Raw genomic sequence first — 14,267 nt, 5'->3', positions numbered from 1 at the left:
GCTGTCTTGCTCAAAGCTTGTGACGGGGATGTGACATGCCGCTAAGAAACAAATGATTTCCAGCGTTTACTCAATCCGCATAATGCCGGTATTCCGGCGCGCGCAGGAAATAGCTCATGTCGAGAGCGAGGCTCTGCGCCCCGAGCGCCGTCAGCGTCATATGGCACTGGCCGCGATGATGGGTCTGGTGGTTGAAGACGTGGGTGAGAGTTGGCGCGAGGCGCTGGGTGACGGGCAGGGGATTGCTGACCGGCGTATAGGTGAAGCGGCCGGCAAGATCGTCTTCGCTAAGGCCGGCGATCCACGCGGCGATGCGCTCGTCTTCTTCGGCGCGGGCGGCCGAGAGGCCGGTAAACGTGTCGAACAGGATCGTGTCGAGCCTTGAGGGCGCATCGCCGGTGCCGGTGAAGCGCTTCATCCAGATCCGGTCTGCGGCCAGGATGTGGTTGAGCGTCGCATGCAGCGAGCCGAAGAAGGCGCCCTTGTTCTCGCGGTAATGCGCATCGCTAAGATCGCCGGCGGCGTCATAGACGTGGCGGTTGGCCCAGCGATTGTAATCGGCAAACATCCGGTAGTGATCGAGCATGGCAAAATTCCTTTCAGTCCTTGCAAACCTAGCGCGCAATTGCGCCGCTGTGGTTGATGGGATCCATGAAATTTACTGATTTGATTGTTCGTGACCGCTGGTTTCGAATAGGTCTACGGCAATACGGAAAGACGAGGAACCCGATGAACCGCACACTCTATGCCCTCTGTGGCGCCGACAGGAGCCGGCCGTTTTCGCCGCATGTCTGGAAGACGACGCTGTCGCTCGCCCACAAGGGGCTGGACTACGATACCAGGGCGGTCGGGTTTACCGAAATACCGGCGATTGAAAACGGCGCGACGGCGCTGGTACCGGTGCTACGCGACGGCGATATTCTTATCCGTGATAGTTTCGATATCGCGCTCTATCTGGAAAAGACCTATCCGGATAAGCCGTCGCTGTTTGGCGGCGAGGGCGGCCAGGCCATGGCGCGGTTCATCGAAAGCTGGTCGCAGCTGACATTGCACCTGGCGCTGGCGCGGATCATCCTGATGGATATCCACGACAGCCTGGCACCGGTCGATCAGGCGTTTTTCCGCACGTCGCGCGAACACCGCTTCGGGATGAGCCTTGAGGCGGTCGCGCAAACCGGGATCGAGGAGCAAAAAACCTTCGCCGCCAGGCTGGAGCCGCTGCGCACCACGCTGAAGAGGCAGCCGTTCATCGGCGGCGAAACGCCGCTATTTTCCGACTATATCGTCTTTGGTCCGCTGCAATGGGCGCGCGTCGTCTCGCCAAAGCGGATTCTGGAGCCGGGCGATCCGGTCCGCGACTGGTTCGAGCGGTGCCTCGATCTTCATGATGGTGCCGGGCGCTCCGTGACAGCGGCGTGAAACTTGACGTCTCCCCCTTGTTTTGCACGGAATTGGCGGCTATTGAACCGCAAATTTCGCGGAAAAACCCCCGATTTATGTAAGCAAAGGGAATTGAGACAATGGCGATTGAACGCACATTTTCGATGATCAAGCCGGACGCAACCAAGCGGAACCTGACGGGCGCCATCACCAAGATGCTCGAAGACGCAGGCCTGCGCGTCGTCGCGTCCAAGCGCGTCTGGATGAGCACGCGCGAAGCCGAAGGCTTCTACGCCGTTCACAAGGAACGTCCTTTCTTCGGCGAACTGGTTGAAGGCATGACCTCCGGCCCGACCATCGTCCAGGTTCTGGAAGGCGAAGGTGCCATCCTGAAGAACCGCGAAATCATGGGCGCGACCAACCCGGCCAATGCCGACGAAGGCACGATCCGCAAAACCCACGCCCTGTCGATCGGCGAAAATTCGGTTCACGGTTCCGATGCTCCGGAAACCGCTGCCCAGGAAATCAAGTACTGGTTCTCCGACACCGAAATCGTCGGCTGAATCAACGCTTGAGGGTTTCGGCCCGAAGGACTTGAAAGAATGAAGAAAAGCCGGGGCGGAAACGCTCCGGCTTTTTCGCGTTGCGGCTTTTGATGTCGGGCACATTCATCCCGGGCACTTCGCCGTCTCGAAATGCTCCGGCGCCTTGCCGGCTTTGAAGACATCCGGGTTCTTGTCATAGGCAGGGCCGACCACCAGCGCTTGCGCCGGCATGATGTCCTGGTCGAGATTGGAAATGACCGAGGTCTTCAGCGTCTGCAGGATGGTGCCGTCGGGGCCTTTGACGTCGATCGTCACCGCATAGGGTTTCTGCTTTTTCACGCAGGTGACGTCCGGGCTTTCGAGGACAACCTTGTCCAGCTTTGGAAATAGCTTTCGGTCGAGCGTGAGCGGCGGGCCGCCGGAGGGGTCTTCGAATGTGACGGCAACCGTGCTGCCATCCGGCACCAGCTGTGTCTTGGTCAGCGTGATCATATAGGTGGCATAGGCGAGGCGGTAGTTGAATACGAACATCTTGCCGGTGAGTTCGAGCGGGTCCGGTCCCGTTTCGCGCTGGCAAGCGGAAAGTGCGGTACTTACCGCGAGGAGCGCAGCGGCAAGGGGCTTGGCTCTCATGCGATCAACTCCTTCTTCTGGCGCTGGTAGTGGCGGCTGGCCTTGGCGCGGTTGCCGCAGACCGTCATGTCGCACCAGGTGCGGCTGCGGTTGCGGCTGCGGTCGAGAAACAGCCATTGGCAATTGGGGCAGATTTTCAGCCGCTCCGGCTCGCCCGATGCCGCAAGCATCAGCGCAGAGCGCGCCGTCGCGGCATCGAGCGGGGCGGTTGAAGCCTTGTGCCTGCGGATGATCACGGAAGCCGCATCGAGCAGGTCGGCCAGGCCGTCGCCGGTGGGGGTGCCCAGAACAGTCGCACGAAAATGCCGGTCGGTTGCCTCGCGCAAATCCAGAAATGCAGCGTGGTTTTCCGGCGTCACGGGCTCCAGCGTCCCGAACAGATGTTTTTCTGCGGAAAAGCGGTTGGCGGCTGCGGCAAAGCTGTCCAGTGCAACGGGATCGGCATAGCGGTCGATCCGCCGCTCCGTGTCGAAGCGCAGGATCACCGAATTGGCGACATCGAGAGCAAGCGCACCGCCCGAAAAACGGTGCTGGGTCCAGGCAAAGGTCATAGTGATATCCTAACTGGTAAAACGCATTTTACCAGTTATAATGCATTTGTCATCAGCGGGTATGTCATGGCCTATTTTCTGCAGCAGCTTGCCAGCGCCCTGCCTATCGCAGCCCTTTATGCGCTGCTGGCTTTCGGCTATTCCATCGCCTTTTCCGTCACCCGCCGGGCGGATCTCACCTATGGTGCGCTGTTTGGTTTTGCCGGGCAGATCTTTCTGCTGTTTTCCGATTTCGCCTGGAACCGGCTGTGGCTGGTGCTTCCAGCCGCGCTTGCGGTCGGGGCGGTGTCGGCGCTGGTCTATACGCTGGGTGCCGGGCTGTTGATCGGCCGTTCGATCATGCACAGGCTGGCGGCGACCTCGGCCAACACCGTGGTGGTGGTCTCGCTTGCCATCGCGCTGGTGCTGATGGAACTGTCGCGGATCGCGGCGCAGACGCGCAGCCTCTGGCTGCCGCCATTCCTCAACGCGCCGGTGACGCTCTTTGCGGATCCGCATTTTCCGGTGACGCTGACGGTGGTGCAGCTTTTGAACACGGGCCTGATGCTGGCCCTTGTCGCAGGGGCGCATCTGTTTCTTGCGCGCTCGGCCTGGGGCCGCGCCTGGCGGGCCGTGTCAGACGATGCGGGGGCGGCGGCTCTTTGCGGCGTCGATGGCCGCCGTGTCTTTATCGCGGCCTACGGGTTGTCTGCATTGCTGGCCGCTATCGCGGGCATTCTCGCGACCGCCTATTACGGCACGATGGATTTTGGCGCAGGCATCGTCTTTGGCGTCAAGGTCCTGTTCATCGCGGCGATCGGCGGCCAGACGGCGCCGGTTCTGGCGGCTGTGGGGGCGGCAGCGATGGGGCTGAGCGAAACGCTCTGGAGCGCCTATGGACCGATGCTGTGGCGGGACTTTGCCATCTTCTCGTTCCTGGTTCTGCTGCTCGTGCTGACACGCAGGGAGCAGTTTCAGCCCTGACTTGTCCGCCTGATCAAGCCTTCGACCAGCGATCCCAACCGGCGGTCATTGAGACCAGCGGTCCCTTGCGCTGTCGTCGTCATCCTTGGCGCTGACCCAGCCACCGGTGCTGCCATCGGCTGCATGTTCCTTCTTCCAGAACGGGGCTGCGGTCTTCAGAAAATCCATGATGAAATTGGCGCCGTCGAAGGCTGCCTGCCGGTGCGGCGAGGCGGTGACGACGAGGACGATGTTTTCGCCGGGTGCGATTCTGCCGTAGCGATGGATGGCGGTCACCGCCTGCAGGGAAAAGCGGGCGGCGGCCTCGTGGCAGATCCGGGTGATCTCAGCGGTGGCCATGCCGGGATAGTGCTCGAGTTCAAGGGCGCTGAGCGTGCCCGCCTCGTCGCGGCAAAGGCCGGAAAAGGTCACGACAGCCCCGATATCGTGGCGGCCGGAGGACAGCGCGCCGGCTTCCGCAGCAAGATCGAAATCGCCGCGCTGGACGCGAACCGTGACAGGCACGCCGCTCAATGTCTCAGCCCCCGGTCATCGGCGGGAAAAGCGCGATTTCCCGCGCCCCGGCGATGGTTTCGTGGTGCTCGACATGTTCCTGGTTGATGGCCACGCGGATGACGTTTTCATGTTCGAGCGCCGTCTCGTATTCCTCGCCAAGCGTCTTCAGATGGGTCAGCAGATCGCCGGCGGTGACGACGGTGTCGGGAAGCTCCAGCGTTTCCTCGCCCCGGCCGATCCGCTCACGCACCCAGGCGAAATAGACGAGGTTGACGCTCGCCATCAGTCGACCATGTGCTTGAGGCCGGCGCGAAAATAATCGTAGCCGGTGTAAAGCGTGATGGCGGCAGCCAGCCAGAGAAGGCCGATGCCCATTTCGGTCGTGTAGGGAAGCACCTTATCGCCGGCGGGGCCTGCCAGCAGGAAGGCGATGGCGACCATCTGGATGGTCGTCTTCCACTTCGCAATGCGGGTAACCGGCACGCTCACCTTCAGCGCGGCCAGATATTCGCGCAGGCCCGACACCAGGATTTCACGGCACAGGATGATGATCGCAGCCCAGATCGACCAGCCGGCGATCGTGCCGTCGGCAGCCACGAGCAGCAGCACGGACGCGACGAGAAGCTTGTCGGCGATCGGATCGAGCATGCGGCCGATATTGGAGGTCTGCTGCCAGATCCGCGCCAGATAGCCATCGAAGAAATCGGTGATCGAGGCAACGGCGAAAAGCCCCAGCGCCGTCCAGCGGGCGGTATCCGAGCTCTGCAGCCTGCCTTCGATGAAGAAACACAGGACGATCAGCGGCACGGCTAGAATACGGCCATAGGTCAGGAGATTGGGAATGTTGTAGGCGGCAGGCGTGGTGGACATCGATTCGGGTTCTCTGCGAGTTCTTTGACGACAGATGAAGGACTTTGTGACAGCGGCGTCAACCGGTCATTAGAGATCGGCTTGAATTATGGCGGAATTCGTCTGAACGCAGTGTGAACTAAACCCCCTATTTTTAGTGGGTTTGACGCATTGTCCTTGGCAAAACCGCTATCCTTAGGGCACTATCGAATAAATGCTCCAACAAAGAGCAGATAATGTCCGATGCGATGACGCTGATCGACCGAATCTACGAAGCCGCCGTGATCCCCGAGCTGTGGCCGGACGTCTGCGCCAGCCTGGCCGAGGAAATCGGCAGTTTCTCCGCCGGCATCATGACCATCGATACGGATTCGACGCTCCGCTGGGTCTGTTCGCCCAATATTGCCGAACAGATGGATCTCTATGCGGCGAGCGATCTGAAATTGCCCAATCCTCGTCCCGAGCGCTCGATGCAATTGTCGCCGATGGCATTTGCCCGCGATATCGACCTGATGACCCCGGAGGAAATTGCCGCCGATCCCGTCTATAACACATATCTGCGGCCGAAGGGACTGGGCTGGAGCATGGGGGCGGTCATGGTGGAGCCGTCCGGCCACACGCTGATCTTCGACATGATCGGCCGCAGCAGTGACGGGCCTTTCTCGGCCGGCGCGCTCGAGCGTGCCAACAGCCTGAAAGGCGACCTGTCCCGCGCCGCGTTGATTGCGTCGCGCATGGTGTTCCGGCAGGCGGAAAGCATCGCGGCAACGCTTGCATTGATCGGTCTTCCCGCCGCAGTTCTTGGAAGCGACAATCGGGTTCTGGCGATGAATGCGGATATGGAGGCGCTGTCGCCGCGCATTCGCACCGGTGCCGGCGACAGGATTTCCCTGAAAAACCCGACGGCAAACAGCCTGGTTCTGGCGGCACTGGAGCAATTGGTGCTGGCGCCGGCCTCCAACGTCCAGTCCATCCCGCTTTCGGCGGAACAGGGCCTGCCGGCGCTGATCCTGCATCTGCTGCCGGTCCGGCGAAAGGCCCGCGATGTCTTTTCCAGGAGCCTTGCGGTGCTGATCGCAACCCCGGTCGGCCAGGCCGGTCCGCCCGATATGCGGGTGCTGAGCGGCCTGTTCGATCTGACACCCGGCGAGGCAAGGGTCGCCCGCGAACTGGCTTCCGGGGTCAGCCTGGAGGCCGTGTCGATCAAGCTCGGCCTGAAGCTGGAAACGGTCCGGACCTACCTGAAGCGCATCTTCCTCAAGACCGGCACCCGCCGCCAGGCGGAACTGACCTATATGCTCTCGGGCCTCGGGCGGCTCTAATCTTAGACTGCTGACAAACCGTGAATAGAATTATTTGCAAGAGGGATACCCACTCGCCCTCATCCTCGCCCTTGTGGCGGGGATCTAGCGACCCGACGTCCGTCGGGTCAAAAGACTCTTTCAGCTCAAGGACTTGAGCTAACTGGGTCCCCGCCACAAGCCCTCGGGGTAAACCCGAGGGGAGGAAGAGGGAGAGTTTGGCAATCCGCTCAGTTTCCCGAGTGACCTGCAGGATTGCTAGATAATGCTTCTGTCAGCAGTTTGAGGCGCGCCGTGCCTATTTTTTCGCGCTGTCCTCATGGAAATGGTCATAGACCAGCCGCGCCACCGCCTCCGAAATACCCTCGACGGATGTGAGGTCGTTGATCCCGGCGCGTGACACGGCCTTGGCGGTGCCGAAATGATGCAGCAGGGCGCGCTTGCGCGTCGGGCCGATGCCGCCGATCTCGTCGAGCGGGTTTTTGATCATTTCCTTCTTGCGCCGCGCCCGGTGCGAGCCGATGGCAAACCGGTGCGCCTCGTCGCGCATGCGCTGGATGAAATAGAGCACGGGATCGCGCGGCGGCAGCGAGAAACCGTCGCGGCTGCCCGCCGGCGGAAAGAACCGCTCGCGTCCGGCCTCGCGATCGACGCCCTTGGCAACGCCGATGGCGATGACGCAATCCTCGATGTCCAACTCTTTCAAAATGGCGCGCACCGCCGTCATCTGCCCCTGGCCGCCATCGATCAGGATCACATCGGGCCAGGCCGGAAACGCGCTATCCTCGTTGGTCTCGATGCTGCGGTCGGGCTTGCCCTCTTCCTTCAACAGGCGTGAAAACCGCCGCATCATCACTTCCTTCATCATTCCGAAGTCGTCGCCGGGAGTGATGTCGGTCGATTTGATGTTGAACTTGCGGTACTGGCTTTTGACGAAGCCTTCCGGTCCCGCCACCACCATGCCGCCGACGGCATTGGTGCCCATGATGTGGGAGTTATCGTAGACCTCGATGCGGCGCGGCGTGCGCTCAAGCTTGAACGTCGTGGCAAAGCCCTCAAGCAGCCGCGACTGCGAGGCGGTTTCGGCCAGCTTGCGGCCATGCGCCTCGCGGGCATTGGCAACGGCATGATCGACCAGATCCTTCTTCTCGCCACGTTGCGGCACCAGGATCGCGACCTTGTAGCCGGATTTTTCCGTCAGCGCCTCGCCGAGCAGATCCTGTTCCTCGACGGTCTCGCAAAGCAGGATCTGCCGCGGACAGGGTTTGTCGTCGTAAAACTGGGCCAGGAAGGCGCTGAGCACCTCGGCCGATGTGAGCGTCGGGTCGGCTTTCGGGAAATAGGCGCGGTTGCCCCAGTTCTGGCCGGTGCGGAAAAAGAACACCTGGATGCAGGAGACGCCGCCCTCGTGGTGGATGGCGAAGACATCGGCCTCCTCGACCCCGGAGGGATTGATGCCCTGGTGGCTCTGGACGTGCGAAAGCGCAGCCAGCCGGTCGCGGTAGAGGGCGGCCCGCTCGAAATCGAGATTTTCAGACGCCTCGCTCATCGCAGCCGAAATCGTCGCCTTCACCGCCTGGCTCTTGCCCGACAGGAAATCCTTGGCCTCGGTGACGAGCTCGGCATAATCGGCGTCGCTGATCTCATGGGTACAGGGCGCGGCGCAACGCTTGATCTGGTGCAGCAGACAGGGGCGGGTGCGGCTTTCAAAGACGCTGTCGGTGCAGGTGCGCAGGAGAAAGGCGCGCTGCAGCGAATTGATGGTGCGGCCGACGGCGCCGGCGGACGCGAAGGGGCCGAAGAAATCGCCCTTGCGGCTGCGCGCGCCGCGATGCTTGTAGAGTGCGGGTGCCCGGCTGTCGCCCGTCACCAGAATATAGGGAAACGACTTGTCGTCGCGCAAAAGCACGTTGAAGCGCGGCCGCAGGCGCTTGATCAGGTTGGCTTCGAGCAGCAGCGCCTCGATCTCGGTGCGCGTCGTGACGAATTCCATATGGGCGGTTTCGCGCACCATCTTGGTCAGCCGGTTGGAATGCAGCCGGCCTTGCGCATAGTTGCTGACGCGCTTCTTCAGGCTGCGCGCCTTGCCCACATAGAGAACGTCGCCCGCCTCGTTGAACATGCGGTAGACGCCGGGGCTGTTGGGCAGGCGCTTGACGAAGGCCTGGATCAGGTCGGCGCCGCGCAGACCGTCGGGAATGGCGCTGGTCTCCGCCCAATCGAGAATGGGCGCCGGCGCAGCCGCGTCCGGCACTTCAATCAGGTCTTCCTCGTCGCTGGCATTTTCATCATAGAGAATGCCGCCATCATTGGGCACGCGCCCGTTCATTCCACAATCTCCAAAATATCCGGCGTTTGCCAGGCCAGATGCTGGCCGCCGTCAAGGGCGATCATCTGCCCGGTGATCGACGGTGTCTCAAACAGAAACCGGATCGCCCGGCCGAATTCGTCCAGTTGCGGCCCGCGCTTCAGGATCAGCGTCTCCACCTGCTTGTCGAAATCCACGCTATTTTGCCGTTCGTTCGGCAAAGTCGGGCCGGGCCCGATGCCGTTGACGCGGATCGCCGGTGCCAGCGTTTGTGCCATGGTTTTCGTCGCCGTCAACAGAGCCGACTTCGACAACATATAGGAATAAAATCTCGGATTGGGAGCCCAGACCCGCTGATCGATGATATTGACGATCAGCCCGGAATGGTCCTGCGGCAACTGGGCGGCAAAATCACGCGCGAGCAGGGACGGCGCTTTGACATGGACGGCAAAATGCCGGTCCCAGATCGTCTCGTCGAACTCGTCAAGGCTATCCTTCTTGAACAGCGAGGCATTGTTGACGAGAAGGCCGACCGGTCCGAGCGCGGCATTGGCCTTTTGCAGCAGCATCTGCGTCGAGGCGCTATCGGCAAGATCGGCGGCCACTGCCGCAGCCTGACCACCGCGCGCGCGAATTCCGTCAGCCAGCTCTTCAGCGTCTGCCAGCGACGTATTGGCGTGGATGGCGACGGCAAAGCCATGCGCCGCCAGATCCTCGACGATAGCCTTGCCGATGCGCCGGGCACCGCCGGTGACCAGCGCCGTCTTCAAGGGTGTCCTCATCTTGCCAATGTGCGATTCGTCGTTGTGCATGCGTGAAGGATATAGGAGGCGCAACGTTATTGCGAAACCGGTGGAGTGCATTCGTTTCGGAAAAATTAATGCAAAAGCGGTAAATTGAATTATTTCGAGTTGTTATAGTATATATTTCATTAATACTGTTTCATAGTTAATAATTACCCTGTGGCTTTGAAGCAACAACGAACTTTAGCCATGCTTCTGCCTTTAAAATTTCACATTTTAGCTCTTGAGAATCCGCATTTGATTGGCAATTTCTCCATCAACCGGGCGGGGTTATCTAGAAATTTCCCGATGTATCAGTTTGGGACCGCGAGGGTCCGGAACATCGGTTCGTAAAGGAGACTTTAATGCGTACTCTCATCACCACTCTTATGGCATCTGCCGTATCCCTCATCGCTTTCTCCGCCGTTCAGGCCGCTGATGCGATCGACGAAGTTCCGGCGGCTCCGGCTGCCGAATACAATGAACCGGCCATCAAGAACTGGTCGGGTGCCTATGTCGGTGGTACCGCCAACTGGGCCCGCGGCGAGTATGACGCAACCGGCGGCCGTGGTGCGGCTGGCTTCGGCGGCGGCCTCTATGGCGGCTACAACATGCAGAGCGGCAATATCGTTTACGGTGCGGAAGCCGATGTCAATTACGGCGACAACGACACCCGTAACAATGCCCGCCGCATGGAACAGGGCGTCAATGGTTCGGTCCGTGGCCGCGTCGGTTACGACCTGAACCCGGTCCTTCTCTATGGTACGGCCGGTGTGGCCGCCACCAGCGTCAAGGCAACTGCCAATGGCGGCGGTTCGGACAAGAACACGCTGATTGGCTGGACAGCCGGTGCCGGTGCCGAAACATTCGTCACCGACAACGTCACGGCCCGCGTCGAGTATCGCTACTCCGACTACGGTTCGAAGAACTTCAACACCGGCGGCAGCCGCGTTTCGTCGGGCTACGACGAACACAGCGTTCGCGTCGGTATGGGCGTAAAGTTCTAATCCATCCGATATGACTGACAAAAAGGCCGGAGCGATCCGGCCTTTTTTGCGTTTCAGGCGCTGAGCGGCCGCCGCATCTCGAAGGTGGGGCACAGAATGCTGTCGATGACAACGGGCGCGCATGGCAGCATGCCGATCTTGGTCAGGACCCGCTGCGATGCCGCGTTATCAGGATGGGTAAACGCGATGAAGCGATCCGAAAATCCTTTCTCGAAAAACCAGTTTGCCAAGGCCCCGGCGATCTCTGTCGCATAGCCCTTGCCCCAGGCTTCGTGACGAAGGGAATAGCCGAGTTCATAGGCATCGCCGAGCAGGGAAAATCCCGCCCGGCCAATGAACGCGCCGTCTGCGCGGGCAAGTAGCTTGTATTTGCTCGTGCCGTCGCGTTCGGCTTCCTTGAACCAGGTCTGCAGGCGTTCCTGCGCGCGCTCGCGGCTCCACGGGGCGGCACCGGACAGATAGCGTGTGGTCTCGATCGAGGAATGCAGCGCCTGGATCAGCCCGGCATCGTCCGGCTCCCATGTCACCAGGCGCAGGCGCGGCGTTTGAAGGATGATCTCAGCCATGGTTCCCTTTCATGGCGCCGCTCCCGGTGATCCACGGATCAGATCTTGAACTGCGCATAATCCGGGAAGAACTTTTCGAATTTCTGCGGCCAGTTCTTCAGCTTCGGGCGGCCTTTTTGCCATTCGCCGGCAAAGCGCAGCTCGAGATAGCGCAGCAGTGCCGCCAGTGCGAAATGGCCCGCATGCAGCTTGGCGCCGGTTTTCGGCATGTTGGCATTGAGGAGGTCGAGGCCACGGCCGGCCTTTTCCCATTGCCTGTCGATCCAGGGCTGGTGAACCTTTTCCGGCGGATGGAAACGCTTTTCGTAGACGATTGCCAAAAGGCAATCGCAGACGCCGTCGCACAGGGCTTCCAGCAGTTCCACGTCGGTGCGCTTGCCGGGATTGCGCGGATAGAGCTTGCCCTTGGTCTCGCGGTCGATGAAATTCATGATGACGCGGCTGTCATAGATCGCCTTGCCATCGGGTGTAACCAGCGTCGGAATCTTGCCGAGCGGATTGCTGGCGATCAGGTCCTGCGGATTGCCGTTGGTGTCGGTCAGCACGCTTTCGGTGGCAAGACCCGCATAATGGGCCGCCATGCGCACTTTGGTCGAATAGGGCGAGGTGGGGGAATAGAAGATCTTCATGCGAGCTTTCTTTCGCTGGATGGCAGTTCTTGAAGTTTAAGGCGTGGCCGGAAGGCTGAGGCTTTTGACCTTGCAGCCGCCACGATCGATCTCTTCGCAGGCGCGGAAGCTGAGATCCTTGTTGAGGCAGATGCGGACTTCATCGACGCGGCCGGACGTGCAGGTGACCGCGAGTGCGTCCGTGCGCAGGCCCGGATTGGCCGATGTCAGCGCCGTCTCGATCTGCGCCGCACTGGTCCGCTGGTCCGAGGCGACCGATTGCAGCGCCGGAGGGATCACCAGCTTTTCGCGGGCAGCGCGCACAACGGTGAAATAATCCTTCTGGCCCAGTCCCGAGCAGGAGCCGTGTTTGCGCCATTCATGGCCGATCAAGCCCATCGACGGCATGATGTCGAACAGGGTCCGGCCGAGCGCGTCGGGCACCCGGTCGGGGTCCCGCGTCCGGCAGAATTCCGGATAGCCCTTGCTGTTTTGCGGCCAGAGCCCGTGAACGATGAAGCCATGCTTGTTATCGGGGTCGCATTGCATCGAGCGCCCGGACGGATCATTGTCCAGGCACCAGCTCGGCGACCAGGACAGCGACAGGACGTAGAAATCAAAGCCGCTGCCCAGTGGCACCGGGGCCGGGGGTGCCTTGTTGCCCGTGCCCGTTGCCTTCGTGCCGGCAATCGGCGTGTTGGCGGCCGTGGTCTCTACGGCGGGCGCGTCTTTTTTCGCCGCAGGGGTTTTCTCCTCGCCACTGCACGCCGCAAGCGCCAGAAGCCCGGCAAGGGCGGGGATCACAAGGCGGAAACGCGGCATTGCAGCCGTCACCGCAACGAGGCGCATTGCGCACCATAGACATACCAGGGATCAAGACCGCTCACGCAGAACTCGATGTTCGAGCCGACACCGGCAAAGCCGAAGCCGCGTTCGATCAGATACCAGAGTGCCCGCTTCTGGCCATCGGTGGTGAGCGCCGTGGCATGGCAATATTCGCGCTCGACCGGGTGGGTTTCGTCGCGCAGCACAAGGCGTGCCTGCCGCATGCCGCGGATTTCGGCGATGGCAATGTCCATGTTCAGATAGGTGGCGGCACGGCTGCCGAAATCCGAGGTGATGAAGCCAAGGACCTGCGGGCTACGGCAGGCATCCGAGATGCGTCCTATTCCGGAGTCGAGCGGGCCGGACGCCGCAACCGGTACCGCGCTGAATGCCATCACGAGCGAGACGATAACGGTGCGCGCAAGCTTTCCTGTCATGATCCTGTCTCCCGGCTATCCCGCAGAGTGCGTCTCTTGCGGGCGAACCGTCAAGCCCCGTTTCCTTGCCTCCTGTCCGGCGTCCGCTCAGTCGCGCTCCAAAACCTCCTCGCCGCGCAGCCAGAAGGCGCGGGCGGATGCATGACGGTCCTGTTTCAGCCGGTCCTTGAGGAAGGGAAGCAGGATATCCAGTTCGCCCTTCAGCGTGAACGGCGGATTGACGATGATCAGGCCGGAACCGGACAGCCCGGCCGTGTCGCGGTCGCTGCGCACCGACAGTTCGGCACACAGCATCTTGGGGATTTCCAGGGCCTGCAGCGCGGCATGGAATTCGGCGATCGGCGCGCCCTGCTTCAGCGGATACCACAGGCAGAACGTGCCGCCGGAAAAGCGCCGGTAGGCCTTGTGCAGACCATCCGCCAGCCGTTCATATTCGCCGGCAATCTCGAAGGGCGGATCGACGAGCACGATGCCGCGCTTTTCCTTGGGCGGCAGATGGGCGCCGAGCGCCAGCCAGCCGTCGAGCTCGGTGATGCGGCTCTGGAAATCGCCGTCGAACAGGCGGTGCAGCGTCTCGTAGTCGTCGGGATGCAGCTCCATTGCCGACAGGCGGTCCTGCGGCCGCATCAGCATGCGGGTGAGCTTTGGCGAGCCGGGATAGAGCGTCAGGCCACCACCCGGATTGAGATCGCGGATGGCCGTAAGGTAGGGTTCGAGGATCGCTTTTGCCTTGGCCGGAATATCGGTGTTGAGAATGCGGCCGATGCCATCCACCCATTCGCCGGTCTTTTGCGCTTCTTCGCTCGACAGGTCGTAAAGGCCGATGCCGGCATGGGTGTCGAGCACGCGAAACGCCTTGTCCTTCTGCGCCATATAGACGATCAGCCGGGCCAGCACGGCATGCTTGAGGACATCGGCGAAGTTTCCGGCGTGGTAGATGTGACGGTAATTCATTCGCGTCCCTTACGTCCCGATGAAAAATTGGAATGGATGGTGAAGGGGACTGTGAGACCCTTT

General features: G+C 61.3%; 18 protein-coding genes. 5 read left to right on the top strand and 13 right to left on the bottom strand.

Features of this window, described 5'->3' with window-relative positions:
* Positions 1 to 70 precede the first annotated feature (70 nt).
* Positions 71 to 586: a DinB family protein gene (locus ASD32_RS28115; RefSeq protein ID WP_060641320.1), complete on the bottom strand. Its 516-nt coding sequence runs from the start codon at positions 584 to 586 to the stop codon at positions 71 to 73.
* A gap of 143 nt (positions 587 to 729) precedes the next feature.
* On the opposite strand from ASD32_RS28115, the gene ASD32_RS28110 reads away from it, so the two are divergent.
* Complete coding sequence (locus ASD32_RS28110) at positions 730 to 1,419, top strand: glutathione S-transferase family protein (RefSeq protein ID WP_060641319.1); 690 nt, start codon at positions 730 to 732, stop codon at positions 1,417 to 1,419.
* Between the two features lie 101 nt (positions 1,420 to 1,520).
* The gene (gene ndk, locus ASD32_RS28105; protein ID WP_037108924.1) at positions 1,521 to 1,943 is read left to right on the top strand and encodes a nucleoside-diphosphate kinase; all 423 of its coding nucleotides are present in this window, start codon (positions 1,521 to 1,523) and stop codon (positions 1,941 to 1,943) included.
* A 105-nt stretch (positions 1,944 to 2,048) separates the two neighbouring features.
* On the opposite strand, the gene ASD32_RS28100 is transcribed toward ndk, so the two are convergent.
* Both ASD32_RS28100 and ASD32_RS28095 read right to left on the bottom strand, forming a co-directional pair.
* Positions 2,049 to 2,558 carry a hypothetical protein gene (locus ASD32_RS28100; RefSeq protein ID WP_060641318.1) on the bottom strand — a complete coding sequence of 170 codons (510 nt, stop codon included), beginning with the start codon at positions 2,556 to 2,558 and terminating at the stop codon, positions 2,049 to 2,051.
* On the bottom strand, positions 2,555 to 3,109 hold the full coding sequence (locus ASD32_RS28095; protein WP_060641317.1) for a CGNR zinc finger domain-containing protein: 555 nt from the start codon (positions 3,107 to 3,109) through the stop codon (positions 2,555 to 2,557). The genes ASD32_RS28100 and ASD32_RS28095 overlap by 4 nt, the downstream gene beginning before the upstream one ends.
* Before the next feature lie 66 nt (positions 3,110 to 3,175).
* On the opposite strand from ASD32_RS28095, the gene ASD32_RS28090 reads away from it, so the two are divergent.
* Positions 3,176 to 4,072 carry a branched-chain amino acid ABC transporter permease gene (locus ASD32_RS28090; protein ID WP_060641316.1) on the top strand — a complete coding sequence of 299 codons (897 nt, stop codon included), beginning with the start codon at positions 3,176 to 3,178 and terminating at the stop codon, positions 4,070 to 4,072.
* A 45-nt stretch (positions 4,073 to 4,117) separates the two neighbouring features.
* Here the strand turns inward: ASD32_RS28090 and ASD32_RS28085 are convergent, their stop codons facing one another.
* Genes ASD32_RS28085 through pgsA form a run of 3 tightly spaced genes read right to left on the bottom strand, consistent with a single transcriptional unit; the run spans position 4,118 to position 5,437 of the window.
* Positions 4,118 to 4,585 (bottom strand): molybdenum cofactor biosynthesis protein MoaE, encoded by a 468-nt coding sequence (locus ASD32_RS28085; protein ID WP_060641315.1) that lies wholly within the window; start codon positions 4,583 to 4,585, stop codon positions 4,118 to 4,120.
* Positions 4,586 to 4,589: 4 nt separating this feature from the next.
* Positions 4,590 to 4,850, bottom strand: a complete 261-nt coding sequence (gene moaD, locus ASD32_RS28080) for a molybdopterin converting factor subunit 1 (protein WP_060641314.1) — start codon at positions 4,848 to 4,850, stop codon at positions 4,590 to 4,592.
* On the bottom strand, positions 4,850 to 5,437 hold the full coding sequence (gene pgsA, locus ASD32_RS28075) for a CDP-diacylglycerol--glycerol-3-phosphate 3-phosphatidyltransferase (protein WP_060641313.1): 588 nt from the start codon (positions 5,435 to 5,437) through the stop codon (positions 4,850 to 4,852). The genes moaD and pgsA overlap by 1 nt, the downstream gene beginning before the upstream one ends.
* 215 nt (positions 5,438 to 5,652) lie before the next feature.
* Here pgsA and ASD32_RS28070 point away from each other — a divergent pair, with 215 nt between their 5' ends.
* Positions 5,653 to 6,738: a helix-turn-helix transcriptional regulator gene (locus tag ASD32_RS28070; protein WP_060641312.1), complete on the top strand. Its 1,086-nt coding sequence runs from the start codon at positions 5,653 to 5,655 to the stop codon at positions 6,736 to 6,738.
* A 277-nt stretch (positions 6,739 to 7,015) separates the two neighbouring features.
* On the opposite strand, the gene uvrC is transcribed toward ASD32_RS28070, so the two are convergent.
* Complete coding sequence (gene uvrC / locus ASD32_RS28065) at positions 7,016 to 9,046, bottom strand: excinuclease ABC subunit UvrC (RefSeq protein ID WP_060641311.1); 2,031 nt, start codon at positions 9,044 to 9,046, stop codon at positions 7,016 to 7,018.
* Positions 9,043 to 9,807 (bottom strand): SDR family oxidoreductase, encoded by a 765-nt coding sequence (locus tag ASD32_RS28060; protein ID WP_060641444.1) that lies wholly within the window; start codon positions 9,805 to 9,807, stop codon positions 9,043 to 9,045. Before ASD32_RS28060 ends, uvrC begins: the two co-directional genes overlap by 4 nt.
* 365 nt (positions 9,808 to 10,172) lie before the next feature.
* Here ASD32_RS28060 and ASD32_RS28055 point away from each other — a divergent pair, with 365 nt between their 5' ends.
* Complete coding sequence (locus ASD32_RS28055) at positions 10,173 to 10,814, top strand: outer membrane protein (RefSeq protein WP_060641310.1); 642 nt, start codon at positions 10,173 to 10,175, stop codon at positions 10,812 to 10,814.
* Positions 10,815 to 10,867: 53 nt separating this feature from the next.
* Here ASD32_RS28055 and ASD32_RS28050 read toward each other — a convergent pair whose 3' ends face one another.
* The 5 genes from ASD32_RS28050 to ASD32_RS28030 form a co-directional block, all read right to left on the bottom strand.
* Positions 10,868 to 11,380 carry a GNAT family N-acetyltransferase gene (locus ASD32_RS28050; RefSeq protein WP_060641309.1) on the bottom strand — a complete coding sequence of 171 codons (513 nt, stop codon included), beginning with the start codon at positions 11,378 to 11,380 and terminating at the stop codon, positions 10,868 to 10,870.
* A 38-nt stretch (positions 11,381 to 11,418) separates the two neighbouring features.
* A complete protein-coding gene (locus ASD32_RS28045) occupies positions 11,419 to 12,009 on the bottom strand; it encodes a glutathione S-transferase (RefSeq protein WP_060641308.1) in 591 nt (196 codons plus the stop codon).
* A gap of 36 nt (positions 12,010 to 12,045) precedes the next feature.
* Positions 12,046 to 12,810: a ribonuclease gene (locus ASD32_RS28040; RefSeq protein WP_060641443.1), complete on the bottom strand. Its 765-nt coding sequence runs from the start codon at positions 12,808 to 12,810 to the stop codon at positions 12,046 to 12,048.
* Positions 12,811 to 12,818: 8 nt separating this feature from the next.
* Complete coding sequence (locus tag ASD32_RS28035; protein WP_060641307.1) at positions 12,819 to 13,250, bottom strand: hypothetical protein; 432 nt, start codon at positions 13,248 to 13,250, stop codon at positions 12,819 to 12,821.
* An 87-nt stretch (positions 13,251 to 13,337) separates the two neighbouring features.
* Entirely contained in the window at positions 13,338 to 14,204 is an 867-nt protein-coding gene (locus ASD32_RS28030; protein WP_060641306.1) for a 23S rRNA (adenine(2030)-N(6))-methyltransferase RlmJ, read from the bottom strand.
* Between the last annotated feature and the right edge of the window lie 63 nt (positions 14,205 to 14,267).

Source organism: Rhizobium sp. Root483D2 (assembly GCF_001426685.1).
Classification (GTDB): domain Bacteria; phylum Pseudomonadota; class Alphaproteobacteria; order Rhizobiales; family Rhizobiaceae; genus Pararhizobium; species Pararhizobium qamdonense.
This window is presented reverse-complemented; position numbering and strand designations above follow the sequence as displayed.

Bases quoted from the DNA above. Each gene is read 5' to 3' on its own strand.
- ASD32_RS28115 (WP_060641320.1), bottom strand. From the start codon at position 586: ATGCTCGATCACTACCGGATGTTTGCCGATTACAATCGCTGGGCCAAC.
- ASD32_RS28110 (WP_060641319.1), top strand. From the start codon at position 730: ATGAACCGCACACTCTATGCCCTCTGTGGCGCCGACAGGAGCCGGCCG.
- ndk (WP_037108924.1), top strand. From the start codon at position 1,521: ATGGCGATTGAACGCACATTTTCGATGATCAAGCCGGACGCAACCAAG.
- ASD32_RS28100 (WP_060641318.1), bottom strand. From the start codon at position 2,558: ATGAGAGCCAAGCCCCTTGCCGCTGCGCTCCTCGCGGTAAGTACCGCA.
- ASD32_RS28095 (WP_060641317.1), bottom strand. From the start codon at position 3,109: ATGACCTTTGCCTGGACCCAGCACCGTTTTTCGGGCGGTGCGCTTGCT.
- ASD32_RS28090 (WP_060641316.1), top strand. From the start codon at position 3,176: ATGGCCTATTTTCTGCAGCAGCTTGCCAGCGCCCTGCCTATCGCAGCC.
- moaD (WP_060641314.1), bottom strand. From the start codon at position 4,850: ATGGCGAGCGTCAACCTCGTCTATTTCGCCTGGGTGCGTGAGCGGATC.
- pgsA (WP_060641313.1), bottom strand. From the start codon at position 5,437: ATGTCCACCACGCCTGCCGCCTACAACATTCCCAATCTCCTGACCTAT.
- ASD32_RS28070 (WP_060641312.1), top strand. From the start codon at position 5,653: ATGTCCGATGCGATGACGCTGATCGACCGAATCTACGAAGCCGCCGTG.
- uvrC (WP_060641311.1), bottom strand. From the start codon at position 9,046: ATGAACGGGCGCGTGCCCAATGATGGCGGCATTCTCTATGATGAAAAT.
- ASD32_RS28060 (WP_060641444.1), bottom strand. From the start codon at position 9,807: ATGAGGACACCCTTGAAGACGGCGCTGGTCACCGGCGGTGCCCGGCGC.
- ASD32_RS28055 (WP_060641310.1), top strand. From the start codon at position 10,173: ATGCGTACTCTCATCACCACTCTTATGGCATCTGCCGTATCCCTCATC.
- ASD32_RS28050 (WP_060641309.1), bottom strand. From the start codon at position 11,380: ATGGCTGAGATCATCCTTCAAACGCCGCGCCTGCGCCTGGTGACATGG.
- ASD32_RS28045 (WP_060641308.1), bottom strand. From the start codon at position 12,009: ATGAAGATCTTCTATTCCCCCACCTCGCCCTATTCGACCAAAGTGCGC.
- ASD32_RS28040 (WP_060641443.1), bottom strand. From the start codon at position 12,810: ATGCCGCGTTTCCGCCTTGTGATCCCCGCCCTTGCCGGGCTTCTGGCG.
- ASD32_RS28035 (WP_060641307.1), bottom strand. From the start codon at position 13,250: ATGACAGGAAAGCTTGCGCGCACCGTTATCGTCTCGCTCGTGATGGCA.
- ASD32_RS28030 (WP_060641306.1), bottom strand. From the start codon at position 14,204: ATGAATTACCGTCACATCTACCACGCCGGAAACTTCGCCGATGTCCTC.